This window comes from Streptomyces sp. NPDC050418 (assembly GCF_044458745.1).
GTDB lineage: Bacteria > Actinomycetota > Actinomycetes > Streptomycetales > Streptomycetaceae > Streptomyces.
Map to the genome: position 1 here is coordinate 134817 of NZ_JBITIG010000004.1, position 24051 is coordinate 158867.

Consider the following 24051-nt stretch of genomic DNA (forward strand, 5'->3'; position numbering starts at 1 on the left):
CGATGGTGTCGTCCGCCCACCCGCTACGGCCCGGCAGGGGCTGGCTGCTCCGTCTCGTCATCGCCTTCGGTTTCGCGCAGGCGGCCGTGTCGATGGCGCGACCGGCCGTCTCCTACCGGGCCCTCGGCCTGGGCGCGGACGAGCGTGCGATCGGTGTGATAGCCGCCGTCTACGCCCTGCTGCCGCTGTTCGCGGCCGTCCCGCTCGGCCGCCGCACCGACCACGGCCGCTGCGCGCCCCTGCTGCCGGCCGGAGTCGTCCTGATCGCGGGCGGCTGCGCGCTGAGCGGCCTGGCGGACTCGCTCGCCGCGATGGCCGCCTGGTCCGGGGTGATGGGCCTCGGGCATCTCGCGTTCGTCATCGGCGCCCAGTCGATCGTGGCCCGGCAGTCCGCGCCGGCCGAACAGGACCGTAATTTCGGCCACTTCACCATCGGCGCCTCCCTCGGCCAGCTGATCGGCCCGATCGCCGCGGGAGCCCTCGTCTCCGGCGGTGCGCACAGCGGCGCCATGGCCCGTACGAGCGCGCTCGCGCTGATCGTCTCGGCGGGCGTGGCCGCGGTCTCGTTCACCGCGCTCTGGCGGATCGAGCACCGCCGCGAGGGGACGAAGACGGCCGTACGGGACGCCAAGGTCCCCGTCCACCGCATCCTGCGCACCCGCGGGGTCCCGGCGGGCATCCTCATCAGCCTGGCCGTGCTCTCGGCCACGGACATCCTCACCGCGTACCTGCCGGTGATCGGCGAACACCGCGGCATCGCGCCGTCCGTGGTCGGACTGCTGCTCAGCCTGCGTGCGGCCGCCACCATCGCGTGCCGGCTGGTGATGACCCCGATGATCCGGCTGGTCGGCCGCACCGCGCTGCTCGTGTCGACCTGTCTGCTCGCCGGGCTGCTCTGTGCGGGCATCGCCCTGCCGGTGCCCGTCCGGGCGCTGGCCGTGATGCTGGCGGTCCTCGGCTTCTGCCTCGGGGTGGGCCAGCCGCTCTCGATGACGACGGTCGTCCAGGCCGCCCCCGCCGAGGCCCGCTCCACCGCCCTCGCGCTGCGGCTCACCGGCAACCGTCTCGGGCAGGTCGCCACCCCGGCCTCGGCCGGACTGATCGCCGGAGCGGCCGGGATCGGTGCACCCTTTGTCATGCTTGGCGGGCTTCTGCTCGGTGCGGCGGCTCTCGGCCTCCGCCGCCCGGCGCCATCCCCTTCGCGGGCCGCTTCAACTAACGTCACGGACCGGGACGTCCGGACCCCCCTGGCGCGAGAAAACTAACAGCGCTAGTTTGAGGGCCTGCGCAGCGCTGTCCGACACAGCGATACGGATGGTCCGGACGCGACCCGTACGCGGGGTGCGTACGCCGGCGCACGTCAGGGAGGTCGAGACATGAAGCCGCACGAGGGGCTCTACATCAACGGCGCGTGGACGCCCGCCGCGTCCGCCGACACCATCGAGGTGGTCAACCCCGCGGACGAGCAGGTGATCGGCCACGTGGCGGCGGCCGGACCCGCGGACGTGGACACGGCGGTACGCGCCGCCCGCGCCGCGCTCCCCGCCTGGGCCGCGACCCCGCCCGCCGAGCGCGCGGCGAAGCTCACCGCGCTGCGCGACGCGCTCGCGGCACGGCACGAGGAGATCGCCGAGACCGTCACCGCCGAACTGGGCGCGCCGCTCGGCTTCGCCAAGGCCGTGCACGCGGGCCTGCCGATCGCGGTGGCCGGTACGTACGCCGAACTGGCGGGCACGTACGCCTTCGAGGAGAAGATCGGGAACTCGACCGTGCTGCACGAGCCGGTCGGCGTCGTGGGCGCGATCACGCCCTGGAACTACCCGCTGCACCAGATCGTCGCCAAGGTGGCCCCCGCGCTCGCCGCCGGCTGCACGATCGTCCTCAAGCCCGCCGAGGACACCCCGCTCGTCGCACAGCTCTTCACCGACGCGGTGCACGAGGCGGGCCTGCCCGCCGGTGTCTTCAACCTGGTGACGGGCCTCGGCCCGGTCGCCGGACAGGCGCTCGCCGAGCACCCGGACGTCGACCTCGTCTCCTTCACCGGCTCGACCGCCGTCGGCAAGCAGATCGGCGCCACCGCGGGCTCTGCCGTCAAGCGCGTGGCCCTGGAACTCGGCGGCAAGTCCGCCAACGTCATCCTGCCGAGCGCCGATCTGGCCAAGGCGGTCAACGTCGGTGTGGCCAACGTGATGTCCAACTCGGGCCAGACCTGCAGCGCCTGGACCCGGATGCTGGTCCACACCGACCAGTACGACGAGGCCGTTCAGCTCGCCGCCGCGGCCGCCGCCAAGTACGTGGCGGGCGACCCGCACGACGAGGCGAGCCGCCTCGGCCCGGTCGTCAACGCCAAGCAGCAGGCACGCGTACGCGGTTACATCAACCGCGGAGTGGAGGAGGGCGCCCGCATCGTCGCCGGCGGCCCGGACTCCCCGCACCCCACCGGCTACTACGTCAGCCCCACGATCTTCGCCGACGTCCGCCCGGAGATGACGATCGCCCAGGAGGAGATCTTCGGCCCGGTCATCTCGCTGATCCGCTACGAGGACGAGGACGACGCGCTCCGCATCGCCAACGGCACCGTCTACGGGCTCGCGGGCGCCGTCTGGGCCGCGGACAACGACGAGGCCGCGGCCTTCGCGCGCCGGATGGACACCGGACAGGTCGACATCAACGGCGGCCGGTTCAACCCGCTGGCCCCGTTCGGCGGGTACAAGCAGTCGGGTGTCGGGCGCGAGCTCGGTCCGCACGGCCTGACCGAGTACCTGCAGACGAAGTCCCTGCAGTTCTGACCCGGGCTCTTCCCATCCGATCCGAGCACTCCCAAGTCCCTTCGCCGCACGAGGAGTACGTACGTGGTCCGCGCCGCCGTCCTGCCCGCCGTGGGCTCCCCGCTGGAGCTCGTCGAGATCGAACTGCCCGAGCCGGGCCCCGGGCAGGTGCGCGTGAAGCTCGCCGCGGCCGGGGTCTGCCACTCGGACCTCTCGCTGTCCAACGGCACCATGCGGGTGCCCACGCCCTGCGTCCTCGGCCACGAGGGCGCGGGCACGGTGCTCGCGGTGGGCGACGGTGTGGACCATGTGGCGGTCGGGGACGCCGTCGTCCTCAACTGGGCACCGTCCTGCGGCAGCTGCCACCACTGCACGATCGGCGAGGTCTGGCTCTGCGCCTCCGCGCTGAGCGGCGCGGCCGACGTGTACGCCCGCGCGGCGGACGGCCGGGACCTGCACCCGGGCCTCAATGTCGCGGCGTTCGCCGAGGAGACGGTCGTCGCCGCGAACTGCGTCCTGCCCGTACCGGACGGCGTCCCGCTCACGGACGCGGCGCTGCTCGGCTGCGCGGTCCTCACGGGATACGGGGCGGTGCACCACTCGGCCCGTGTCCGCGAGGGCGAGTCCGTGGCCGTCCTCGGCGTCGGCGGCGTCGGGCTCGCCACGCTCCAGGCGGCCCGGATCGCCGGGGCCGGACCGATCGTCGCGGTCGATGTCTCCCCGGCGAAGGAGGAACTGGCGCGCGCCGCCGGAGCCACCGAGTTCGTGATCGCCTCCGACACCACGGCCAAGGAGATCCGCAAGCTGACCGGCGGCCGGGGCGCGGACGTCGCGATCGAGTGCGTCGGCCGCGCGAGCACCATCCGTACGGCCTGGGACTCCACGCGCCGCGGCGGCCGCACCACGGTCGTCGGGATCGGCGGCAAGGACCAGGAAGTGACGTTCAACGCCCTGGAGTTGTTCCACTGGGGCCGCACCCTCGCGGGCTGCGTCTACGGCAACTGTGACCCGGCCGCGGATCTGCCGGTGCTCGCCGAGCACATCCGGGCGGGCCGCCTCGATCTGTCGTCCCTCGTCACGGAGCGGATCGGGCTCGACGGGATCCCGGCGGCCTTCGACAACATGCTGGCGGGCAAGGGCGGCCGGGCGCTGGTGGTCTTCTAGCGGTCCTGTGCACCGACGTTCTGCGTGTCCGCGGAGCCGTCCGTCTCGCTCACGGGATCCGGCAGCTCCGCGGCCCGCGGCCGCCCCTTCGACCGTGAAACACCCACACCCGCAAGGCAGATCGCACCGCCGAGCAGCGTCAGCCACCCCGGCACCTCGTCGAGCGCAAGCCACGACATGAGCACCACGATCGCGGGCACGGCATACGTGGTCGCGCCCATCTTTCCCGCGGTCGTACGGGCCAGGGCGTACGCCCAGGTCGTGAAGGCGAGCGCGGTCGGGAACACGCCCAGGTAGAGCATGTTGAGCGTCGCGGACACCGGGGCGTCGCCCACCTCGGACACCAGCACGCCCGCGAACGGCAGACAGGCCGCCGCGCCGATCAGACAGCCGAAGGTCGTCACCTGCAGCGGGCTCGCGTGCCGCAGCGCGGGCTTCTGCGCCACCACACCGCCCGCGTACGAGACGGCGGCCAGCAGACAGAGCAGCACGCCGAGGACGGACGCGTGCCCCTCGCCGGACATCGACAGGCCGACCACCGCGGCGCCCGCGAACGACACGGCCATCCCGGCGAGCAGCCGCTTCGGCAGCCCTTCCTTGAGCAGCCATCCGGCCAGCAGGGCCATCACGAGCGGCCCGACGTTGACGACCAGGGCGGCCGTCCCCGCGTCGACCTTCTGCTCACCCCAGTTGAGCACCACCATGTACAGCCCGAACCAGAGCAGCCCGGAGATCACGATCCCCGGCCACGCGGCCCGCGGCGGCAGCCCCTCGCGCCGTACCAGCAGGAAGAGGCCGAGCGTCACCGCCCCGGCGAGCAGCCGTCCGAGCGCCAGCGCGCCCGGCGAATACGCCTCGCCCGCGCTGCGGATGGAGACGAAGGCGGAGGCCCAGAGAACGACGGTGACACCGGCGGCGGCGAGGGCGAGGACTTCGGGGCGGCGGTTCGTCGCCGGTGCGGGGAGCATGGGCCCGACCTTAGGTCGGCGGTGGCACGTGGCCCCATCGAATTACCGTCGCGCAGCACCGAATCAGTGCCATCCTCACAGCGCGCCCCGCGCCCTCACAGCGCCCTGAACTGCTGCTCCAGACCGTCCAGCAGCGCCGTCAGACCCGTCTCGAAGGCCCGCTCGTCCACCTTCTCCTGCCGCTCCGCGAGCAGATGCGCCTGCCCCAGATGCGGATAGTCCGCGGGGTCGTACGCGGTCTCGTCGTCCACGAAGCCGCCGGCGAACGAACCGAGCGCCGAGCCCATGATGAAGTACCGCATCAGGGCCCCGATCGAGGTCGCCTGTGCGGCCGGCCAGCCCGCCGCCGTCATCGCGCCGAAGACCGCGTCGGCGACCTTGAGCCCCGACGGCCTGCGCCCCGGTCCCCGGGCGAGCACCGGGACGATGTGCGGATGGTCGCGCAGCGCGGACCGGTACGACACCGCCCAGTCGTGCAGCGCGTCCCGCCAGGGCCGCCCGTCCTCGAACATCGACAGGTCGACCTGGGCACTCACCGAGTCGGCGACCGCCTCCAGGATCTGGTCCTTCGTACGGAAGTGGTTGTACAGCGAGGGCCCGCTCACCCCGAGCTCCGCCGCGAGCCGCCGTGTGGAGACGGCCGCGAGCCCCTCGGCGTCCACCAGCGCACGCGCGGTGTCGACGATGCGGTCGGTGCTGAGGAGGGGCTTGCGCGGTCGGGCCATGCGGCACATAGTAGGGCCCTGACGCGTAAAACTAGCACTGTTAATTTATGGAGTGGGGCGGGCGCCGGTGAACCTGGAACTCAGTGACGAGCAGACGGCCGTACGCGAACTGGCCCGTGACTTCACGGCCCGCGAGATCGCCCCGCACGTCACGGAGTGGGACCGTGCGGAGAACGTCGACCGCGGCATTGTGAAGAAGCTCGGCGAGGTCGGCTTCCTCGGGCTCACCATCGGCGAGGAGTACGGCGGAAGCGGCGGCGACCACCTCGCGTACTGCCTTGTCACCGAGGAGCTCGGGCGCGGCGACTCCTCGGTGCGCGGCATCGTCTCCGTCTCGCTCGGCCTCGTCGCCAAGACGATCGCCGCGTGGGGGAGCGAGGAGCAGAAGCAGCGGTGGCTGCCCGGCCTCACCTCCGGCGCGATGGTCGGCTGCTTCGGCCTCACCGAGCCCGGCACCGGCTCGGACGCGGGCAACCTCACCACCAAGGCCGTACGCGACGGCGACACCTATGTCGTCAGCGGCACCAAGATGTTCATCACCAACGGCACCTGGGCCGATGTCGTCCTGCTCTTCGCACGCACCGGAGACGAACCCGGGCACAAGGGCGTCTCCGCCTTCCTGGTCCCCACCGACACCCCCGGCCTCACCCGCCGCGCGATCCACGGCAAGCTCGGCCTGCGCGGCCAGGCCACCGCCGAGCTGGTCCTGGAAGACGTCCGCGTCCCGGCCGGCGCGATGCTCGGCCCGGACGGCAAGGGCTTCTCCGTCGCGATGTCCGCGCTGGCCAAGGGCCGGATGTCCGTGGCGGCCGGCTGTGTGGGCATCGCCCAGGCCGCCCTCGACGCGGCCGTCAGGTATGCGGGAGAGCGCGAGCAGTTCGGCGGTCCGATCGCGCGCCACCAGCTGGTCCAGGAGCTGATCAGCGACATCGCCGTCGACGTGGACGCCGCCCGCCTGCTGACCTGGCGCGTCGCCGACCTCATCGACCGCGGACAGCCCTTCGCGACCGAGTCCTCCAAGGCCAAGCTCTTCGCCTCGGAGGCCGCCGTCCGCGCGGCCAACAACTGCCTCCAGGTCTTCGGCGGCTACGGCTACATCGACGAGTACCCGGCGGGCAAACTCCTGCGCGACGCCCGCGTCATGACGCTGTACGAGGGCACCTCGCAGATCCAGAAGCTGCTCATCGGGCGGGCGCTCACCGGGATCTCGGCGTTCTGAGTACGGCATGAGTACGGCGACGGATGTGACCCGGCGCTCCCGCGTCACATCCTGTCGCGCATGACTGACGCACCCATCAAGCAGCAGACCAGCACCGGCTTCTACGGGATGGCGGTGGCCTCGTTCGGCATCGCCCTCGGTTCCGTGGGCATCGCGCTCCTCTATATGGACGTCGATGTCTGGATCCGCGCGTTCATGGCCATCGCGATCCTGTACCTGACGACCTCCGCGATCACCCTCTCGAAGGTCGTACGGGACCGTCAGGAGGCGGGCAGCATTGTCAGCCGGGTCGACCAGGCCCGTATGGAGAAGATCCTCGCGGAGCACGACCCGTTCCGTAATCCGGCAGCCTAAGCGCTTGCTCACCAGTCGGGGTATGGTGTTCGCCCGTGACTGGAAGGGGCGAAGGATGAGCGCGACCGAGGAGACCCAGGACGTGCCCTGGGGCGACGTCACGCCGGACGCCGCGCGGCGGCTGATGGTCGCGGCGGTCGAGGCCTTCGCCGAGCGCGGCTATCACGCCACGACGACCCGCGACATCGCGGGCCGCGCGGGCATGAGCCCCGCCGCGCTCTACATCCACTACAAGACCAAGGAAGAGCTGCTCCACAAGATCAGCACCATCGGTCACACGAAGGCTGTGGCGATCCTGCAGACGGCCGCCGACGCGGAGGGCACCCCCGCCGAGCGCCTCGCGCAGGCGGTGCGGCACTTCGTGGTCTGGCACGCCGGGCACCACACCACCGCACGCGTCGTCCAGTACGAGCTCGACGCGCTCGACGCCGAGCACCGCGCCGAGGTCGTCCAGCTGCGCCGTCAGTGCGACGCGGCGGTGCGGCGGATCCTGACCGACGGCGTGAAGGCCGGCGACTTCGAGGTCCCGGACATTCCCGGCGCCACCCTCGCCGTGCTCTCGCTCTGCATCGACGTGGCCCGCTGGTTCAACGTTGCGGGCCGCCGTACGCCCGACGAGGTCGGCGCCTCGTACGCCGACCTCGTCCTGCGGATGGTGGGTGCGGGCCCCCGGCTGTGACGGCCTAGAAGTAGAAGCGCGAGACGGACTCCGCGACGCACGCCGGCTTGTCGCCGCCCTCGCGCTCGACCGTGACCTGCGAGGTCAGCTGCACGGCGCCGTCGGCGGTGTCGGCGACCTCCTTGACCACGACGGAGGCGCGCACCCGGGAGCCCACCGGCACGGGCGAGATGAACCGCACCTTGTTGGTGCCGTAGTTGACGCCCATCTTCACGTTCTCGATCCGCATCACCATCGGCACGAGCGCCGGCAGCAGCGACAGCGTGAGATAGCCGTGCGCGATCGTCGTGCCGAAGGGGCCCGCGGCCGCCTTCTCGGGGTCGACATGGATCCACTGGTGGTCGCCGGTGGCCTCCGCGAAGAGGTCGATCCGCTTCTGGTCGACCTCGAGCCACTCATCGCCGACGAGCTGCTCGCCGATCGCCGCACGCAGTTCGTCGGCCGACGTGAAAATCCTGGGCTCTGCCATCGTGTCCCTGCCTCCCATGAGTTCCTAAGCGACTGCTCAGCATGCTGCTCGCTCCAGCCCCTGTCAACGGAACCGCTGTGACCGGTGCGGGTAGGGTCCCTGACGTGCCGCAGATTCCGGAGAAGATCCACGAACTGACCGTCGGCCAGCTGTCCGCGCGCAGCGGCGCCGCGGTCTCGGCCCTGCACTTCTACGAGGCGAAGGGCCTGATCACCAGCCGTCGCACCAGCGGCAACCAACGCCGCTACAGCCGTGACGCGCTGCGCCGTGTGGCCTTCGTGCGCGCGGCCCAGCGCGTGGGCATCCCGCTCGCCACGATCCGCGACGCCCTCGCCGAGCTCCCCGAGGAGCGCACCCCCACCCGCGAGGACTGGGCCCGCCTCTCGCAGACGTGGCGCAGCGAGCTGGACGAGCGCATCAAGCAGCTGGGCCGGCTCCGCGACCACCTCGCCGACTGCATCGGCTGCGGCTGTCTCTCCCTGGAGACGTGCGTCCTGTCCAACCCGGACGACGTCTTCGGCGACCGCCTCACGGGCTCGCGCCTCCTTGCGGAGAAGAAGGTGCCGAAGGAGAAGAAGCCGGCATGACGGGAAAGGGGGCGAGCCGACCGGCTCGCCCCCTTTCGCGCACTCACTCGTACTCGGTGCCGCCCTTACGCGTCAGATACGCGGGGCTGACCGCCTTCGCGATGGCCCTCGACCCGAGCAGCTCGCTGCGCCGCTCCTTCGCGGGCCGCACCACGACACCCTCCCGCAGATGCAGCTCCCGGCCGGAGACCGTCTCGCGCCCGGAGGCGTACGCGAACACGAGCTCCTCGTCGTACGGCCCCTCGTAGAGGGTCGGCACCAACGGCAGCCGCTCGGTGAGCAGTTCGGCCAGCTCCGCCGGCTCCAGCCAGCGCACCTGCCCGTCCACCTCGACGGAGGCGTCGAACACCGCGTACCCGAGCGTGTCCCGCCGTCCGTCCGCGCCGTACGTCAGGTCCTGCACACCGGCCCCGTACACCTCACCGAACAGGCCGACCCTGCGCGCGCCGAGCTTCTCGGCGAGGACGGCCGCGACCGCGGGGGCGTCGTGGCCGCGCACGGCCCGCCAGTACAGATTCCGCGGGTCCTCCTGCAGCGCGAGGTACTTGCCGCCGAACCCCTTCGAGGTGACCTGCACCCGGCCGCTCTCCGCGTAGTACGTGACGAGACAGGCGGTGCCGTGCAGCTTCTCGGTCAGGACGACCGGCTCGCCGGGCTCGAAGATGCCCGGATAGCGCTGCAGGTTCTCGATGTCGACCCAGGGGAGCAGCTCCGGCGCGGGCTCGACGAGACCGCTCATCGTGGTCGGCACTTCGGGCACCCACTTCGTGATGCCCAACTGCTCCGCGAAGTCCGTGCCTTCGGCCGCCGCGGCGGCGAGGTCGACCCCGGCGAGTGCGGCCGGCCGGCAGACAAGTCCCTGCGAGAGCTCGCCGCGCAGCCGGATCGCCTTCACCCGGTTCGACCTGGCCCCCGCGAGGCGCCCCGTGAGCCCCAGCTCCTCGACCAACTCGACGGGCAGGACCGCCTGCTCGGGGATGTAGAGCGCGTAATCACCGCTGCGGTACGCGCCCTTGGCGACGACCGCTCGGTACAGGCCCACCTGGGCCAGTTCGAGGGCGTCGGCCCCGGGATGCTCATGGACGGTCAGCTCTTCGGCGGTGACGCGCAGCGTCGACATGGCAAGGACTCCTTGTGCAGTCAGTTCGGTTTCATCAGCTCCCACTCTCCGCAGCCGAATCGGCTGGATCGAACGGATTTCTTTCTGGTAGAGGGTGTCCGCCGGCCAGGCGGAGCGCGTGGGTCACCAACTCCGCGTTGTCCCGGGCCCGTCGGCCGTCCGGCAGCAGCAGCGTGTCCTCCAGGCCGATCCGCGCGGCGAGCCCGCGCTCCAGCGCCAGCCTGAGCACCGGCCATGCCCCGCCCTCCTCGCCGTGGAGCAGCACCGGGCGGCCGTGCGCGCTGCCGATCCCGGCCAGGAGCGCGTCCGCGGTCGCCGCCGCGGAGGCCGCCGAGGTGTCCGTCACCTCGGCGAGCACCCGCACCACCCGGGCGGCGAGCGGTGACGTGAGGAAGCGCGCGGTGCCGTCGGTGCCCGACCACAGCCCCGCCTCCACGGCCACACCTCGCTCCAGGAGGACGGCGGCCACCTCCTCCGCCCCCTCCTCGTGCCAGTTGACCGAGGCGTGGTCGGGCAGCACCGTCCACGAGCGGATCTGCTCGATACGACGGCCCGGGTCCGGCTCGGCCCAGGCGCCCGTGGTGACGCCTACCGGAACGGTCACCAGGGAACGTATGGCTTGAATCGTCGCTGCGACCGCTCGCGGCGACAGTGTGTCCTGTCCACAGGGCGACTTGGGGTGTACATGCACATCGCGAGCCCCCGCGGACACCGCGCGGGCCGCCGAACGGGCCATGTCCTCGGGGGACATGGGCACGGCGGCGCCGTCGGCCGGGCCGCGCGAGCCGTTGGGACAGATCTGAAGCCACACCATGCCGTCGATGGTGCCAGGCGCATCCGACAACGCCCTGGCAGCGGAGAGGAGGGCGCGCCCATGGGGGTCGTCGTCTGTTCACTGAAATGGGACGCCGCGCAGGACGGGGCGCAGAAGATCACCTACGACCGGGACGGATACCACCTCGTGCGCTTCCCGTACGGCGAGGATCAGGAGTCGTACGACCCCTGGGGCATGCACAGTCCGGCCAAGGGCGGCCGGTTCCCCGACGCGGGATCCGGGCTGATCCACCCCAGCCACGAGGGCTGGGGCGTGCTGTCGGCGCTGGTGTTCTGGGAGCCGCGGTCCGGGGCGAAGGAGTACCGGGCCCGCTTCGTCCGCAACCCGCTCACCGGCGCGTACGACTCGACGGCGACCACCGACTCCGCGGCCACCGGGGGCGGTCAGTACCGCTCGTACATGTGGCAGATGTTCGTGCACAAGGGAACACCTGTCGGCCTGAAGATCTCCGCGCGCGGGTCGGGGGACAGCCGGCTCACCGTGCCGCTGATGCACGCACAGTTCAAGCTGGCCATCCACACGGAGGTGCTCACGCCCTGAGGCGCGGAGGTCCGGTGGGGCGCCGTGCCCCTCAGGCGGGCACGGCCAGCGCCACGGGCCGTTCGCCCCGCGCCCGGATCCGCACCAGCGCCTCGGGTGTGAGGACCGGGCGCGGCACCAGGATGCCGCAGCGCCCGCAGAGCGGGCCCGCGAAGGGCTCGTGGTTCAGTTCCTGCGTCCAGGAGATGTCCGCGGATTCGCAGACCGGGCAGACCGTCCCGGGGGCGCGCTCCAGGGCGGTGATCAGCCGCCGCAGGGCCGCGCCGAGGGAGGTACGGGGGTGGACGGCCGGGTCGTCGCACCACGCGATGCCGTGGCCGCCCCAGGTGAGGCGGTGCCAGTCGTCGATGACACCGGGCCGGCGCAGCCCGTCCTGCTTCTCGCGCCTGCGGCGCGCGGCGAAGTCGGCCTCGTAGGCGAGCCAGACGGCGCGCGCCTCCTCGAGTTCGTCGAGCGCGGCCACCAGCCGCGCCGGGTCGGGGGAGCGGTCCTCGGGGCCGAAACCGGCCCGGCCGCACAGATGGTCCCAGGTCGCACGGTGGCCGTACGGGGCGAACCGTTCGAGACACTTGCGCAGCGAATAGCGGCGCAGCGCCAGGTCGTTGTGGGGGTCACGCACCTGTCTCGCGAGGCTGCGGAATCCGGCCATCGCCATGCACCTCCGTATTTGGTACTCGGACGTCGCGGCTTGGACGTAACGGGATCCGATTCGGCTCCATCGGATTTCCGATGGCAGCCATCACTGCTGTTCGCGGGGCGGCGGGCGACCGAAGTGAGCGCCGGGTGTGGTGAATCGGCGAAGGTGACGCACGTTCACCTTCTGCCGGGCTCCTACCGCCAGTAACCTCCGGTGACCGCACGCGCAGGTGCTTCACTTCCGCCCAGGAGGAGCAGACATGCGACAGCGCATCGCCCGGCGCGCACCGAGCCGGAGAACCTCCAAGCCCACCCGTGTCGCGGCCGTCCTGGCCGCGACGGCCGCCCTCGCCGCCGGACTCCTCGCGCCGCTACCGCAGGCCGCCGCCGAGGAACCCGTCGCCGACTACTGCGGCAGCCAGTGCGACGACATCCTGCCGCCCGGCGCCAACGGCTCCGCGACCCTCGCGGAGATCCTCGCCCACCGCCTCCTCGGCACCAAACCACCGCACAGCGACGACCAGTTGCCCCCGTACGACGCCCTGTCCTCCGGCTACGGCAACCTCACCGACGCGACCCTGAACAGCTACTTCCGCGACGCGTCCTTCGGCGTCCCCGCGGGCCGGGTCGCCTCCGTCACGCGGCCGCGCAACGATGTGACGATCACCCGCGACAAGCAGAACGGCGTCCCGCACATCAAGGGCACCACCCGCTACGGCACCGAGTTCGGTGCCGGGTACGCCGCGGGCCAGGACCGGCTCTGGCTGATCGACCTGTTCCGGCACATCGGCCGCGGCGAACTCACCCCGTTCGCGGGCGGCGCACCCGCCAACCAGGGCCTGGAGCAGAGCTTCTGGCCGCAGGCCCCGTACACCGAGAGGGATCTGCAGGCGCAGGTCGACTACATCCTCAACGAGCAGGGCGAGCGCGGAAAGCAGGCCATGGAGGACGCGCAGGCGTATGTCGACGGCCTCAACGCCTATCGTGAACAGGCCAAGAAGGGGCGGTATTTCCCCGGGGAGTACGTCCTCACCGGAAAAATCGACGCGATCACGAACATCGGCGAAATCCAGCCGTTCAAGGTGACCGACCTCATCGCGCTGGCCTCCGTCGTCGGCGGGCTCTTCGGCGGGGGCGGCGGGGGAGAGGTCGAGCAGGCCCTCTCCCTGCTCGCCGCGCAGCAGAAGTACGGCGTCGCGGAGGGCACAAAGGTCTGGGAGTCCTTCCGGCAGCGCAACGACCCGGAGACCGTGCAGACCGTGCACGACGGCAGCAGCTTCCCGTACGCGGAGAAGCCCGCGAAGCCGCGCGGCAAGGCCATGCCCGACGCGGGCAGCGTCGAGCGCGAGCCGCTGATCTTCGACCGCAAGGGCGCGGCCGCCCAGCGGACACCGGCTAAGACCCCGGTCGAGGCACCCGCGAAACTGCGCAAGCTGCAGGGCCTGCACAACGACGGGGTGCTGCCCGAGGACCTGTTCTCCGCGAAGAAGGGCATGTCCAACGCGCTGCTCGTCTCCGGCAAGCACACCGCGAGCGGCAACCCGGTCGCCGTCTTCGGCCCGCAGACCGGCTACTTCGCCCCGCAGCTCCTGATGATGCAGGAGCTCGACGGGCCCGGCATCAAGGCCCGCGGTGTCTCCTTCGCGGGCGTCGGCATGTACATCCAGCTCGGCCGCGGCGTCGACTACTCCTGGTCGGCGACCTCCGCGGGCCAGGACATCACCGACACGTACGCGGTCGAACTCTGCGAACCGGGCGGTGCGCCGCCCACCAAGCAGTCGACGCACTACCGCTACAAGGGCGCCTGCCTCCCCATGGAGAGGATGGAGAAGACCAACGCGTGGAAGCCGAGCCTTGCGGACTCCACGGCCGCCGGCTCGTACCGCATGCAGATCTTCCGCACGCACTACGGCATCGTCACGCACCGCGCCACGGTCGACGGCGCACCGGTCGCGTACACCTCGCTGCGCTCCACGTACCGCCACGAGGCCGACTCGATCATCGGCTTCCAGATGTTCAACGACCCGGGCTACGTGAAGGACGCCAGGTCCTTCCAGAAGGCGGCCGACCACATCGGCTACGCCTTCAACTGGTTCTACGCGGACTCCCGCGACATCGCGTACTACAACAGCGGCTCGAACCCCGTGCGCGCAGAAGGCGTCGACGCCTCCTTCCCGGTGCGCGCCGAGGACGCCTACGCCTGGAAGGACTTCGAACCCGAGGGCAACAACGCCGCGTACACCCCGATGAGCGAGCATCCGCAGTCCGTCAACCAGGACTACTACATCTCGTGGAACAACAAGCAGGCGAACGACTACAGCGCCGCCGACTTCAGCTTCGGCGCGGTGCACCGCGGTGATCTGCTCGACGACAGGGTCAATGAGCTGATCGGCGACGGCGGTGTCACGCGGGCCTCGCTGACCCGGGCGATGGCCGAGGCGGCGGTCACGGACCTGCGGGGCGAACAGGTGCTGCCGGAGCTGCTCGCTGTGCTGCGCTCGCAGCCCGTGACCGACCCTCGACTTGCCACGGCCATCCAGCAGTTGGAGGCATGGCGGAAGGCGGGAACGCAGCGCAACCGGACCGCCGCGGGCTCGAAGACGTATGCGCACCCGGACGCCATCCGGATCATGGACGCCTGGTGGCCGCTCCTGGTGGAGGCCGAGTTCAAGCCGGGGCTCGGTGACGGGCTCTACGCGGCGCTGACCGGCCAGATGGGGGTCGACGAATCACCTTCCGCCGCCCACGGACCGACCGGAGCGCACGCCGGTTCGGCCTTCCAGCGCGGCTGGTGGGGCTATGCCGACAAGGATCTGCGGCAGGTGCTCGGCCAGGACGTGAAGGGCCCGCTCGCCCGTACGTACTGCGGCGACGGTGAACTCGCCGCCTGCCGCGACACCTTGCTCGCCACCCTCGCCCAGGCCGCCGCCGAGCCGGCGGCCCAGGTGTACCCCGGCGACGAGCACTGCGCCGCGGGCGACCAGTGGTGCGCCGACGCGATCATCCACCGCGCGGTCGGCGGGATCACGCATCAGCCGGTGCAGTGGCAGAACCGGCCGACGTATCAGCAGGTGGTCGAGTTCCCCGCCCACCGCTAGGACACGCGACGGCGGGCCGCATCCCAGCATGCGGCCCGCCGTCAGGCTGTGCGCCTCGCTCAGCGATACGCCAGGTACTTCCGTCGTACGGCACGGAAGGCGCCCAGCTCGTCCCGCCAGCCGCCGACCACCTCGTCCACCCCGGCGCCCGCGTTGATCATCGTGCGGACCTGGGTGGAGCCCGTGAGCTTGTCGATCCAGTTGTCGGGCCGCCAGGCGAATCCGCTCCACGACCGCTTGGCCGTGATCAGCAGGCCGATGCCCGTACGGACCGGATCGAAGGACTCCCGGTCGTGCACGTGGAGCTGCACCCCGCCCACGGTCTTGCCCTGGAACTTCGAGAAGGTGGGCGCGAAGTACGCCTCGCGGAAGTCCACCCCGGCCAGGCCGAGTTCATTGGCCGCCTCAGCCCACTTGCGGTCGATCCCCTCGGCGCCCAGCAGTTCGAACGGGCGCGTCGTGCCGCGTCCCTCGGACAGGTTCGTGCCCTCGAAGAGGCAGGTGCCGGAGTAGACAAGCGCCGTCTCGGGCGTCGGCATGTTCGGGCTCGGCGGCACCCACGGCAGACCGCTCTCGTCATAGAACTCGTTCCGCCGCCAGCCCGCCATCAGGACGGTCTCCAGCGGTACGGGGGTCGTGAGGAACTCCCCGTTGTAGAGCCGCGCCAGCTCGGCGACCGTCATGCCGTGCGCCTGCGCGATCGGCTCGCGCCCGACGAACGTCGCGAACTCCTTGTGCAGGATCGGGCCGAGCGCGGCCCGCCCGGTCACGGGGTTCGGACGGTCGAGCACGACGAAGCGCTTGCCCGCGAGCTGTGCGGCGACCATGCAGTCGTAGAGCGTCCAGATGTACGTGTAGAAGCGGGCGCCCGCGTCCTGGATGTCGAAGACGACCGTGTCCACGCCCGAGGCCGTGAAGATGTCGGCGAGCGGCTGACCGCTCTTGAGATACGTGTCGTAGACGGGCAGACCGGTCGCGGGGTCGTCGTAGTACCCCTCGGAGCCGCCGGCCTGTGCGGTGCCGCGGAAGCCGTGCTCCGGGCCGAACACGGCGACGAGGTCGACGCGGTCGTCGGAGTGCATCACGTCGACGATGTGGCGGACATCGCGGGTGATGCCGGTCGGGTTGGTGACGACGCCGACGCGCTCTCCGTCGAGCAGGGCGTAGCCGTCGTCATGGAGCCGCTCGAAGCCGGTGCGGAACTTTCCGCCCGGCCTCGGGTGGTCCTCGGCGGCGGCCGGCGTGATGCCCAGTGCGGTGGCCGTGGCGGTGGTGGTGGCTGCGGCGAGCAGCGCCCGTCTGGAGGGGTGCGGCATGTGCTCTCCTTGGGTTCGCTGTGGCTGAGGTGAGTTGCGCCTGCGGCGGGCCTCCTTCCCCGCCCCGCCCCTTCCCGAAACCGGGGCTTCGCCCCGGACCCGGAATCCGGACTTCGTCCGGATGGCCTCAAACGCCGGCCGGGCTGAATGGCTTGAGGTGGCGGCCGGGCCGACCAGGGGAGATCAACCCCTTCCCCACCACATACCGACTGGTTAGTCTGCAAGCGTCGGACAACGCTCCCGGACGGAGACCCCATGACCTTCGCGCACCAAAAGGCAATCGTCACCGGCGCGGGCGGCGGTATCGGTGCCGCTCTCGCGCGCAGGTTCGCCGCCGAGGGGGCACAGGTTGTCGTCAACGACATCGACGAGGCCAAGGCCAAGGCGGTCGCCGACGAGATCGGCGGGATCGCCGTCCCCGGTGACGCCTCCGCGATCGTCGAGGAGGCGCGGGACGCCCTCGGTGGCACCGTCGACCTCTACTGCGCGAACGCGGGCCTGGCGAGCGGCGGCACCGAGGCCGCCGACGAACAGGTCTGGGCCCGCGCCTGGGACGTCAACGTGATGGCACACGTCCGCGCCGCCCACGCTCTCCTGCCCGCCTGGCTGGAGCGCGGCGAGGGCCGCTTCGTCTCCACCGTCTCCGCCGCCGGACTGCTCACCATGGTCGGCGCCGCCCCGTACAGCGTGACCAAACACGGCGCGTACGCCTTCGCGGAGTGGCTCTCCCTCACGTACCGCCACCGGGGTCTGAAGGTGCACGCGATCTGCCCGCAGGGTGTGCGCACCGACATGCTCACGGCCGCCGGGTCCGCCGGTGAGGTTGTGCTCGCGCCGACCGCGATCGAGCCCGAGGACGTCGCCGACGCCCTGATCACCGGGATCGAGGAGGACCGCTTCCTGATCCTGCCGCACCCGGAGGTCGCCGAGTATTACCGTGTCCGGGCCGCCCAGCCCGACCGCTGGCTGGACGGGATGAACCACCTGCAGCAGAAATGGGAGGCGCACACCAAGTGACCTATGCCGACAAGCCGTGGCTGGCCCGGCTCAGCGACGCCCAGCGTGCCCCCGTGTCCCCGGCGCCTTCAGTCGTCCACAGCTTCCGCGCCGCCGCGGCGAAGGCCCCGGACCGTACGGCATTCGCGTACTTCGACGGGCGCCTCAGTTATGCGGAGGCGGACGCGCTCTCCGACTCCGTGGCCGGGTACCTCGCGGCGCAGGGGATAGCCGACGGGGACCGTGTCGCGCTGATGCTGCAGAACTCCCCGCACTTCGTGCTCGCGCTGCTCGGCGCCTGGAAGGCCGGCGCGACCGTCGTGCCCGTCAACCCCATGTACAAGTCCGCCGAGGTGCGCCACGTCCTCGACGACGCCGGAGTCACGGCCCTGATCTGCGCGGACCGTGCCTGGGCGGCGTATCTGCGCGAGACCGCCGCCGGTTCGGGCGTACGGGCCGTGCTCACCGCCTGCGAGCTGGATCTGCAGTCGCGCGGCGACGAGCGCGTCCTGAACTTCGAGCGCGCCCCGCGGGCCGACGACGCCGAGGACCTGCTCGAGGTCGCCGGCCGCGGTCTCAAGGCACCCGACGTTCCGGAACGCACCGCCACCGACCTCGCGTTGATCAGCTACACCTCCGGCACCAGCGGGCGGCCCAAGGGCGCCATGAACCTGCACGGCAACATCACCTACAACGCCGAGCGCCAGCGCACCGGCCAGGGGATCGCCGAAGGTTCCGCGTACTTCGCGCTCGCCCCGCTGTTCCACATCACCGGCATGGTCTGCCAGCTCGCGGCCTGCGCCGCCAACGCGGGCACCCTCGTGCTCGCCTACCGCTTCCACCCGGGCGTCGTCCTCGACGCGTTCGCCGAGCACGCGCCCGCGTACACGGTCGGCCCGTCCACCGCGTTCATGGCGCTCGGCGCCCAACCCGGCGCCACCCGCGAGCACTTCGCGTCCTTCCAGGTCATCTCCTCGGGCGGGGCGCCCGTCCCGCCCGCACTCGTCGAGAAGTTCCGTACGGACTTCGGGCCCTACATCCGCAACGGCTACGGCCTCACCGAGTGCACCGCGCCCTGCGCCTCCGTACCGCCGCAGCACGAAGCACCGGTCGACCCCGCATCGGGCACCCTGTCCGTCGGCGTACCCGGCCCCGACACCGTCGTACGGATCGTCGACGAGGAGGGCGCCGAAGTGCCGTTCGGCGAGCAGGGCGAGATCGTGGTGTCCGGGCCGCAGGTCGTGCCCGGATACTGGGGCCGGCCCGACGCCACCGCCGAGTCCTTCCCGGACGGCGAACTGCGCACCGGGGACATCGGGTTCATGGACGCCGACGGCTGGCTCTACGTCGTCGACCGCAAGAAGGACATGATCAACGCCTCCGGGTTCAAGGTCTGGCCGCGTGAGGTCGAGGACGTGCTCTACACCCACCCCGCCGTCCGGGAGGCCGCCGTCGTCGGCGTCCCCGACAGCTACCGCGGCGAGAGCGTCAAGGCGTACGTCAGCCTGCGTCCGGGGGCCGCGACGGACCCGGCCGACCTCGTCGCGTACAGCAAGGAGAGACTGGCGGCGTACAAGTATCCGCGCGCGGTGGAGATCCTGCCGGAGCTGCCCAAGACGACCAGTGGGAAGATCCTCCGAAGGGAGCTGCGCGACCGTGCGCAGTGACGTCAGGAGAAGGAGCGGAAGGCAGGTGGCGACAGTGCCGAGGACCACGGGGCAGAGCGCGACGGAGCAGAGCACCACACCCGTCCCGCAGCGGCTGCTCGCCGCCGCCACCAGGCTCTTCGCGGAGCAGGGGTACGACCGCACGTCGGTGCAGGAGATCGTGGAGGCGGCGGGCGTCACCAAGGGCGCGCTGTACCACTACTTCGGGTCCAAGGACGATCTGCTGCACGAGATCTACGCCCGCGTGCTCCGCCTCCAGCAGGAGCGGCTCGACGCGTTCGCGCAGGCCGACGAGCCGATCGAGCGGCGGCTGCGGGACGCGGCGGCCGACGTCGTGGTCACCACGATCGAGAACCTCGACGACGCGCAGATCTTCTTCCGCTCCATGCACCACCTGAGCCCCGAGAAGAACAAGCAGGTACGGGCCGAGCGCCGCCGCTACCACGAGGGCTTCCGCGCGCTGGTCGAGGAGGGCCAGAGCGCCGGGGTCTTCTCCTCGGCGACGCCCGCGGACCTGGTGGTCGACTACCACTTCGGATCCGTGCACCACCTGTCGACCTGGTACCGGCCGAACGGCCCGCTCACCCCGCAGCAGGTCGCCGACCACCTCGCGGACCTGCTGCTGCGGGCGCTGCGGCCTTAGGGCCGGAAAGGCCCCAGGCGGTGTGCGGGGCTCAGCCCAGCGGGATGACCTTGCGGCCCCACGTCTCGTTCGTCAGCACACCGAACGAGGTGTACCAGGCGGCCGCCGCACAGATCAGACCGAGGAAGCCGCCGGTGTGCGCGAGACCGGTGGACTCGGTCAGATCGCCGAGCGCCAGGAACAGGAACGTCAGGCTGAGCGTCACGAAGACGACGCGGTGCGCGAGGTCCAGCTTCAGCGCGGCCACGGTCATGTACAGGGTGAAGACGAACCAGGCGATCAGGTAGAGCCCCGTCGCCAGGTGCGCGTCGGCGGCCGGCAGGCCCGGCACGACGAACTTCACGTACGCCGCGAACGACATCCAGAACGCGCCGTACGACAGGAACGCCGTGGTCGCGAAGGTGTTGCCGCGGCGGAACTCGAAGAGCCCGGCGACGAACTGCGCGAGCCCGCCGTAGAACAGGGCGAGCGGCAGGACGACGGCGCTCAGCGCGGCGTTCGCGATGAGCCCCGAGTTGAACATGCTGAGCACGAAGGTGGTCAGCGCGAACGCGGCAAGACCCAGCGGACCGGGGTTCGCGAGCCGGGGTGCGGCTGCGGCTGAGGCTTCGGCGGATACGGGAGCTTCGAGCAGAGCGCTGGGCATGGCGTGGGGACACTTTCTCTGGGCGGCCTTCCCACGCTACGTACGCCGCCCGCGGCGCCCCGCACGCAAAGGACCCCGCCTCCCCGGGCATGGGTCCCGGGGAGACGGGGCGAACGTCCTGCGAACCGCCGGTCCCTGTGCGAGCCGGACGTCAGAGGTACTTCTTCAGCTCCCGCCGGGCCAGCGACCGCTGGTGCACCTCGTCGGGCCCGTCCGCGATCATCAGCGTCCGTGCTCCCGCGTACAGCTCGGCGACCGCGAAGTCCTGGCTGACGCCGCCGGCGCCGTGCAGCTGGATCGCCTTGTCGAGAATGCCCACGACCGTACGCGGCGTCGCGATCTTGATGGCCTGGATCTCGGTGTGCGCGCCCCTGTTGCCGACGGTGTCCATCAGCCAGGCGGTCTTCAGGACGAGCAGCCGCAGCTGCTCGACGGCGACCCGCGCGTCCGCGATCCACTCGTGGATCACGCCCTGCTGCGCGAGCGGCTTGCCGAAGGCCTCACGGCTCACGGCCCGCTTGCACATCAGCTCGATCGCGGTCTCCGCCATGCCGATCAGACGCATGCAGTGGTGGATACGGCCCGGGCCGAGCCGTGCCTGGGCGATGGCGAAGCCGCTGCCCTCCTCGCCGATGAGGTTGCCCGCGGGCACCCGCACGTTGTCGAAGACGACCTCGGCGTGCCCGCCGTGCCAGTGGTCCTCGTAGCCGAACACCTGCATGGCGCGCTTGACGGTGAGTCCCGGGGTGTCGCGCGGGACAAGGATCATCGACTGCTGGCGGCGGATGTCCTCGCCGTCCGGGTCGGTCTTGCCCATCACGATGAAGATCTGGCAATTGGGGTTCATCGCACCGGAGATGTACCACTTGCGGCCGTTGATGACGTAGTCGCCCGTGCCGTCGGAGGCACGCTCGATCCGCGTCTCGATGTTGGTCGCGTCCGAGGAGGCCACCTCGGGCTCGGTCATCGCGAACGCCGAGCGGATCTCACCGGCGAGCAGCGGCTCCAGCCACTGCTTCTTCTGCGCCTCGCTGCCGAACTGGTAGAGCACCTCCATGTTGCCGGTGTCCGGAGCCGCGCAGTTCAGCGCGGTGGGCGCCAGATGCGGGGCGCGGCCGGTGATCTCGGCGAGCGGCGCGTACTGCAGGTTGGTCAGCCCGGCCCCGTACTCCGCGTCCGGAAGGAAGAGGTTCCACAGGCCCTGGCGCTTCGCCTCGGCCTTGACCTCCTCGACCACCGGCGGCACGTCCCAGGGCGAGGCCTGCTGTGCGGTCTGCTCGTGCATCACCTGCTGCGCCGGGTACACATGCTCGTCCATGAAGGCGAGCAGCTTGGCGCGCAGTTCCTCGGTGCGGGCGTCGAATGCGAAGTCCATGCGGAATCAGCCTTCCTGAAGGGTGGTCAGGCCGTGCTCGATGAAGACGGGGACGAGGTCGCCGATCCGGTCGAAGCCGGAGCCGACGGTCTGGCCGAGGGTGTACCGGTAGTGGATGCCCTCGAGGATCACCGCGAGCTTGAACCAGGCGAACGCGGTGTACCACGCCACCGAGCCCACATCGCGGCCCGAGCGCGCGGCGTACCGCTCGATCAGTTCCTGCGGTGAGGGGTGGCCGACGGCGGTGGCGGTCGTGCTGATGACGGAGTTCTCCAGCTCCAGCGGCACGCTGTACATGGCCAGGAGCCCGAGGTCGGTGAGGGGGTCGCCGAGGGTCGACATCTCCCAATCGAGCACCGCGTTGATCTTGTCGTCGGGCCCGAGCAGCACGTTGTCGAGCCGGTAGTCGCCGTGCACCACGGTCGGTGCGGGGGACTGCGGCATGGCCCGTCCGAGCGCGGCGTGCAGTTCGTCGATCCCGGCGAGATCGCGGTTGCGGGAGGCGTCGAGCTGCTTGCCCCAGCGGCGCAGCTGGCGGTCGAGGAAGCCGTCGGGCCGCCCGAAGTCGTCGAGGCCGACGGCCGCGGGATCCACGCCGTGCAGCTCGACGAGCGTGTCGACCAGCGAGAACAGTGCGGCGCGGGTCCGCTCGACCCCGAGCGGGGCGAGCTGCTCGGCGGTGCGGTACGGGGTGCCGGCCACGAACTCCATCACGTAGAACGGCGCCCCGATGACGTCGTCGTCCTCGCACAGGAGGACCGGCCTGGGCACGGGCACGGTCGTCGGGTGGAGTGCGTCGATCACGCGGTGCTCGCGCTTCATGTCGTGCGCGGTGGCGAGCACATGGCCGAGCGGCGGCCGCCGTACGACCCAGCGCGACGTGCCGTCGGTGACGTCGTACGTGAGGTTCGACCGGCCGCCCTCGATATGCCGCCCTCGCAGCGGACCTGTGACGAGACCGGGGACCTCCTGGTCGAGTCGGCCGCGCAGCCGGTCCAGATCGAGACCCGGCAGCTGGTCTGAGCTCATGCGTCGCTCCTCGTGATGGACTGGAATGAATGATGCCGACCAGTCGGTATGTCGTCCAGTGCGTAGCGTGGAAGTGATCGGTTTCTCCTGGTCACGCGCCCGAAGTGCCCCGTTTGGTGCGGGGTCGGTGGCGGTTCACGCGTGACAGGTCACCATCTGCCCGCCGTTCATGATCGCCATGTCACCGAACACGGTGGCCGCGTCCAGGGGCGAGCCCTCGGGCCGCCCGGCCAGCTCGTCGTACGCCCGGTGCAGGTTCGCCACGAACCGCTCGCTCTCCGGCCACGCGCCGAACTCGCCGAGATCCACGGACCGCGCGGCTTCGAGGGGCGTCCGGCCGGCGGCGTACGCGTCCTGGGCCGTCTCGGCAAGGAAGCGGAAGTAGCGCTCGGCGCGGTCGTACGCGGACGGGTCCGTGACCGGGCCGTGGCCCGGCACCACCGTCTCGGCGCCCAGCTTCCGCAGCACGTCCAGGGAGCGCAGCGAACCGCTGAGGGAGCCCATCGGCAGGAACGGCGTGCCGCCCTCGAAGATCAGGTCCCCGGTGAAGACGATCCGCTGCCGCGGCAGCCACACGATCGAGTCTCCCGTCGTGTGCGCGACCCCGGGATGGATCAGCTCCACCTCGCAGCCGGCCGTGTGCAGCGTCATGCGCCGGCTGTACGTGAGCGAGGCCGGGGTGATCGCGATCCGGCCGAAGTCCGTCTGCGGCCACAGCAGATGGAGCTGGTGGCCGTTCGCGAGCACCTCGGCGCGGCACCGCTCGTGCGCCACGATCTCGGCCTCGGGGGTGAACACCGCGTTGCCGTAGGTGTGGTCGCCGTGGTGGTGGGTGTTGACGACATGCGACGGCGGCGGCGCCCCGTCGGCGAGCAGGGCCTCGCGCAGGTCGCGCGCCCGCCGCTCGGTGGCCGCGGTGTCCACGAGCAGCGTGGACTCGCCGTCGGTCACCCACCCCGCGTTGTTGAGGCACCAGCCGCCGTCGGGCTGGATGTAGGCGCTGACGCCGGGTGCGAGGTGTTCGGCGTAGGGCTGCTGTGCGGACATGGTGGGTCCCCCGTGGTGGGTCGGTGCGGTCGTACGGTCTTCGGTGGCTGGTCTTCGGTGGCCGGTCTTCGGTGGCCGGTCTTCGCTGGTCCGGTTCTGTCACGAGCGGTCTGCTGTGGTCTCAACTGGTCAGTGTGATCCTGCCAGTTGGGAGTCCGGCCGAGGAGGTC

Annotated in this window: 23 protein-coding genes; 12 read left to right on the top strand and 11 right to left on the bottom strand. The window is 71.1% G+C overall.

Features of this window, described 5'->3' with window-relative positions:
* The first annotated feature begins 2 nt into the window (after positions 1–2).
* From ACIBI4_RS10830 to ACIBI4_RS10840, 3 genes are all read left to right on the top strand, one after another.
* Positions 3–1265: an MFS transporter gene (locus tag ACIBI4_RS10830; protein ID WP_399203361.1), complete on the top strand. Its 1263-nt coding sequence runs from the start codon at positions 3–5 to the stop codon at positions 1263–1265.
* Between the two features lie 111 nt (positions 1266–1376).
* A complete protein-coding gene (locus ACIBI4_RS10835; protein ID WP_399203362.1) occupies positions 1377–2789 on the top strand; it encodes an aldehyde dehydrogenase family protein in 1413 nt (470 codons plus the stop codon).
* 63 nt (positions 2790–2852) lie between these two features.
* Entirely contained in the window at positions 2853–3932 is a 1080-nt protein-coding gene (locus ACIBI4_RS10840; RefSeq protein WP_399203364.1) for a Zn-dependent alcohol dehydrogenase, read from the top strand.
* On the opposite strand, the gene ACIBI4_RS10845 is transcribed toward ACIBI4_RS10840, so the two are convergent.
* Together ACIBI4_RS10845 and ACIBI4_RS10850 are read right to left on the bottom strand one after the other, a co-directional pair.
* On the bottom strand, positions 3929–4900 hold the full coding sequence (locus tag ACIBI4_RS10845) for a DMT family transporter (RefSeq protein ID WP_399203365.1): 972 nt from the start codon (positions 4898–4900) through the stop codon (positions 3929–3931). The two genes, ACIBI4_RS10840 and ACIBI4_RS10845, sit on opposite strands and share 4 nt — an antisense overlap.
* Before the next feature lie 95 nt (positions 4901–4995).
* Positions 4996–5625, bottom strand: coding sequence for a TetR/AcrR family transcriptional regulator (locus ACIBI4_RS10850; RefSeq protein WP_399203366.1), 630 nt, complete (start codon positions 5623–5625; stop codon positions 4996–4998).
* Positions 5626–5692: 67 nt separating this feature from the next.
* Between ACIBI4_RS10850 and ACIBI4_RS10855 the strand changes: the two genes are divergently transcribed.
* From ACIBI4_RS10855 to ACIBI4_RS10865, 3 genes are read left to right on the top strand one after another with little or no spacing between them, the layout of a single operon-like run.
* Positions 5693–6844 carry an acyl-CoA dehydrogenase family protein gene (locus ACIBI4_RS10855; RefSeq protein WP_399203368.1) on the top strand — a complete coding sequence of 384 codons (1152 nt, stop codon included), beginning with the start codon at positions 5693–5695 and terminating at the stop codon, positions 6842–6844.
* Between the two features lie 60 nt (positions 6845–6904).
* Positions 6905–7198 carry a YiaA/YiaB family inner membrane protein gene (locus tag ACIBI4_RS10860; protein ID WP_399203369.1) on the top strand — a complete coding sequence of 98 codons (294 nt, stop codon included), beginning with the start codon at positions 6905–6907 and terminating at the stop codon, positions 7196–7198.
* Between the two features lie 55 nt (positions 7199–7253).
* The gene (locus ACIBI4_RS10865; RefSeq protein ID WP_399203370.1) at positions 7254–7877 is read left to right on the top strand and encodes a TetR/AcrR family transcriptional regulator; all 624 of its coding nucleotides are present in this window, start codon (positions 7254–7256) and stop codon (positions 7875–7877) included.
* 4 nt (positions 7878–7881) lie between these two features.
* Here the strand turns inward: ACIBI4_RS10865 and ACIBI4_RS10870 are convergent, their stop codons facing one another.
* A complete protein-coding gene (locus tag ACIBI4_RS10870) occupies positions 7882–8346 on the bottom strand; it encodes a MaoC family dehydratase (protein ID WP_399203371.1) in 465 nt (154 codons plus the stop codon).
* Between the two features lie 104 nt (positions 8347–8450).
* On the opposite strand from ACIBI4_RS10870, the gene soxR reads away from it, so the two are divergent.
* Positions 8451–8933, top strand: coding sequence for a redox-sensitive transcriptional activator SoxR (soxR, locus tag ACIBI4_RS10875; RefSeq protein WP_399203372.1), 483 nt, complete (start codon positions 8451–8453; stop codon positions 8931–8933).
* A 43-nt stretch (positions 8934–8976) separates the two neighbouring features.
* On the opposite strand, the gene ACIBI4_RS10880 is transcribed toward soxR, so the two are convergent.
* Entirely contained in the window at positions 8977–10053 is a 1077-nt protein-coding gene (locus ACIBI4_RS10880; RefSeq protein ID WP_399203373.1) for an RNA ligase (ATP), read from the bottom strand.
* 34 nt (positions 10054–10087) lie between these two features.
* On the bottom strand, positions 10088–10867 hold the full coding sequence (locus tag ACIBI4_RS10885; RefSeq protein ID WP_399203374.1) for a 3-keto-5-aminohexanoate cleavage protein: 780 nt from the start codon (positions 10865–10867) through the stop codon (positions 10088–10090).
* A gap of 60 nt (positions 10868–10927) precedes the next feature.
* On the opposite strand from ACIBI4_RS10885, the gene ACIBI4_RS10890 reads away from it, so the two are divergent.
* Positions 10928–11428, top strand: a complete 501-nt coding sequence (locus ACIBI4_RS10890; protein ID WP_399203375.1) for a hypothetical protein — start codon at positions 10928–10930, stop codon at positions 11426–11428.
* Positions 11429–11459: 31 nt separating this feature from the next.
* Here ACIBI4_RS10890 and ACIBI4_RS10895 read toward each other — a convergent pair whose 3' ends face one another.
* Positions 11460–12077: a hypothetical protein gene (locus ACIBI4_RS10895; RefSeq protein WP_399203376.1), complete on the bottom strand. Its 618-nt coding sequence runs from the start codon at positions 12075–12077 to the stop codon at positions 11460–11462.
* Positions 12078–12324: 247 nt separating this feature from the next.
* Here ACIBI4_RS10895 and ACIBI4_RS10900 point away from each other — a divergent pair, with 247 nt between their 5' ends.
* A complete protein-coding gene (locus ACIBI4_RS10900; RefSeq protein ID WP_399203377.1) occupies positions 12325–15162 on the top strand; it encodes a penicillin acylase family protein in 2838 nt (945 codons plus the stop codon).
* A gap of 59 nt (positions 15163–15221) precedes the next feature.
* Here ACIBI4_RS10900 and ACIBI4_RS10905 read toward each other — a convergent pair whose 3' ends face one another.
* Positions 15222–16478 carry an exo-beta-N-acetylmuramidase NamZ domain-containing protein gene (locus tag ACIBI4_RS10905; RefSeq protein WP_399203378.1) on the bottom strand — a complete coding sequence of 419 codons (1257 nt, stop codon included), beginning with the start codon at positions 16476–16478 and terminating at the stop codon, positions 15222–15224.
* 255 nt (positions 16479–16733) lie between these two features.
* On the opposite strand from ACIBI4_RS10905, the gene ACIBI4_RS10910 reads away from it, so the two are divergent.
* From ACIBI4_RS10910 to ACIBI4_RS10920, 3 genes are read left to right on the top strand one after another with little or no spacing between them, the layout of a single operon-like run.
* Positions 16734–17495, top strand: coding sequence for an SDR family oxidoreductase (locus tag ACIBI4_RS10910; protein ID WP_399203381.1), 762 nt, complete (start codon positions 16734–16736; stop codon positions 17493–17495).
* On the top strand, positions 17474–19141 hold the full coding sequence (locus ACIBI4_RS10915) for a class I adenylate-forming enzyme family protein (protein WP_399203382.1): 1668 nt from the start codon (positions 17474–17476) through the stop codon (positions 19139–19141). The genes ACIBI4_RS10910 and ACIBI4_RS10915 overlap by 22 nt, the downstream gene beginning before the upstream one ends.
* 25 nt (positions 19142–19166) lie before the next feature.
* Entirely contained in the window at positions 19167–19784 is a 618-nt protein-coding gene (locus ACIBI4_RS10920) for a TetR/AcrR family transcriptional regulator (RefSeq protein ID WP_399203383.1), read from the top strand.
* A 31-nt stretch (positions 19785–19815) separates the two neighbouring features.
* Here the strand turns inward: ACIBI4_RS10920 and ACIBI4_RS10925 are convergent, their stop codons facing one another.
* The 4 genes from ACIBI4_RS10925 to ACIBI4_RS10940 all read right to left on the bottom strand — a co-directional run bounded on the left by ACIBI4_RS10925 (position 19816) and on the right by ACIBI4_RS10940 (position 23881).
* Positions 19816–20430 carry an acetate uptake transporter gene (locus tag ACIBI4_RS10925; RefSeq protein WP_399203384.1) on the bottom strand — a complete coding sequence of 205 codons (615 nt, stop codon included), beginning with the start codon at positions 20428–20430 and terminating at the stop codon, positions 19816–19818.
* Between the two features lie 151 nt (positions 20431–20581).
* Positions 20582–21805, bottom strand: coding sequence for an acyl-CoA dehydrogenase family protein (locus tag ACIBI4_RS10930; RefSeq protein WP_399203385.1), 1224 nt, complete (start codon positions 21803–21805; stop codon positions 20582–20584).
* 6 nt (positions 21806–21811) lie between these two features.
* On the bottom strand, positions 21812–22834 hold the full coding sequence (locus ACIBI4_RS10935) for a phosphotransferase family protein (RefSeq protein ID WP_399203386.1): 1023 nt from the start codon (positions 22832–22834) through the stop codon (positions 21812–21814).
* Between the two features lie 135 nt (positions 22835–22969).
* Entirely contained in the window at positions 22970–23881 is a 912-nt protein-coding gene (locus ACIBI4_RS10940) for an MBL fold metallo-hydrolase (protein ID WP_399203387.1), read from the bottom strand.
* Positions 23882–24051 lie beyond the last annotated feature (170 nt).

Excerpts from the sequence above, each read along its gene's own strand:
- ACIBI4_RS10830 (WP_399203361.1), top strand. The coding sequence starts at position 3 with ATGGTGTCGTCCGCCCACCCGCTACGGCCCGGCAGGGGCTGGCTGCTC.
- ACIBI4_RS10835 (WP_399203362.1), top strand. The coding sequence starts at position 1,377 with ATGAAGCCGCACGAGGGGCTCTACATCAACGGCGCGTGGACGCCCGCC.
- ACIBI4_RS10845 (WP_399203365.1), bottom strand. The coding sequence starts at position 4,900 with ATGCTCCCCGCACCGGCGACGAACCGCCGCCCCGAAGTCCTCGCCCTC.
- ACIBI4_RS10850 (WP_399203366.1), bottom strand. The coding sequence starts at position 5,625 with ATGGCCCGACCGCGCAAGCCCCTCCTCAGCACCGACCGCATCGTCGAC.
- ACIBI4_RS10860 (WP_399203369.1), top strand. The coding sequence starts at position 6,905 with ATGACTGACGCACCCATCAAGCAGCAGACCAGCACCGGCTTCTACGGG.
- ACIBI4_RS10865 (WP_399203370.1), top strand. The coding sequence starts at position 7,254 with ATGAGCGCGACCGAGGAGACCCAGGACGTGCCCTGGGGCGACGTCACG.
- ACIBI4_RS10870 (WP_399203371.1), bottom strand. The coding sequence starts at position 8,346 with ATGGCAGAGCCCAGGATTTTCACGTCGGCCGACGAACTGCGTGCGGCG.
- ACIBI4_RS10880 (WP_399203373.1), bottom strand. The coding sequence starts at position 10,053 with ATGTCGACGCTGCGCGTCACCGCCGAAGAGCTGACCGTCCATGAGCAT.
- ACIBI4_RS10885 (WP_399203374.1), bottom strand. The coding sequence starts at position 10,867 with ATGGTGTGGCTTCAGATCTGTCCCAACGGCTCGCGCGGCCCGGCCGAC.
- ACIBI4_RS10890 (WP_399203375.1), top strand. The coding sequence starts at position 10,928 with ATGGGGGTCGTCGTCTGTTCACTGAAATGGGACGCCGCGCAGGACGGG.
- ACIBI4_RS10895 (WP_399203376.1), bottom strand. The coding sequence starts at position 12,077 with ATGGCCGGATTCCGCAGCCTCGCGAGACAGGTGCGTGACCCCCACAAC.
- ACIBI4_RS10900 (WP_399203377.1), top strand. The coding sequence starts at position 12,325 with ATGCGACAGCGCATCGCCCGGCGCGCACCGAGCCGGAGAACCTCCAAG.
- ACIBI4_RS10905 (WP_399203378.1), bottom strand. The coding sequence starts at position 16,478 with ATGCCGCACCCCTCCAGACGGGCGCTGCTCGCCGCAGCCACCACCACC.
- ACIBI4_RS10910 (WP_399203381.1), top strand. The coding sequence starts at position 16,734 with ATGACCTTCGCGCACCAAAAGGCAATCGTCACCGGCGCGGGCGGCGGT.
- ACIBI4_RS10915 (WP_399203382.1), top strand. The coding sequence starts at position 17,474 with ATGGGAGGCGCACACCAAGTGACCTATGCCGACAAGCCGTGGCTGGCC.
- ACIBI4_RS10925 (WP_399203384.1), bottom strand. The coding sequence starts at position 20,430 with ATGCCCAGCGCTCTGCTCGAAGCTCCCGTATCCGCCGAAGCCTCAGCC.
- ACIBI4_RS10930 (WP_399203385.1), bottom strand. The coding sequence starts at position 21,805 with ATGGACTTCGCATTCGACGCCCGCACCGAGGAACTGCGCGCCAAGCTG.
- ACIBI4_RS10935 (WP_399203386.1), bottom strand. The coding sequence starts at position 22,834 with ATGAGCTCAGACCAGCTGCCGGGTCTCGATCTGGACCGGCTGCGCGGC.
- ACIBI4_RS10940 (WP_399203387.1), bottom strand. The coding sequence starts at position 23,881 with ATGTCCGCACAGCAGCCCTACGCCGAACACCTCGCACCCGGCGTCAGC.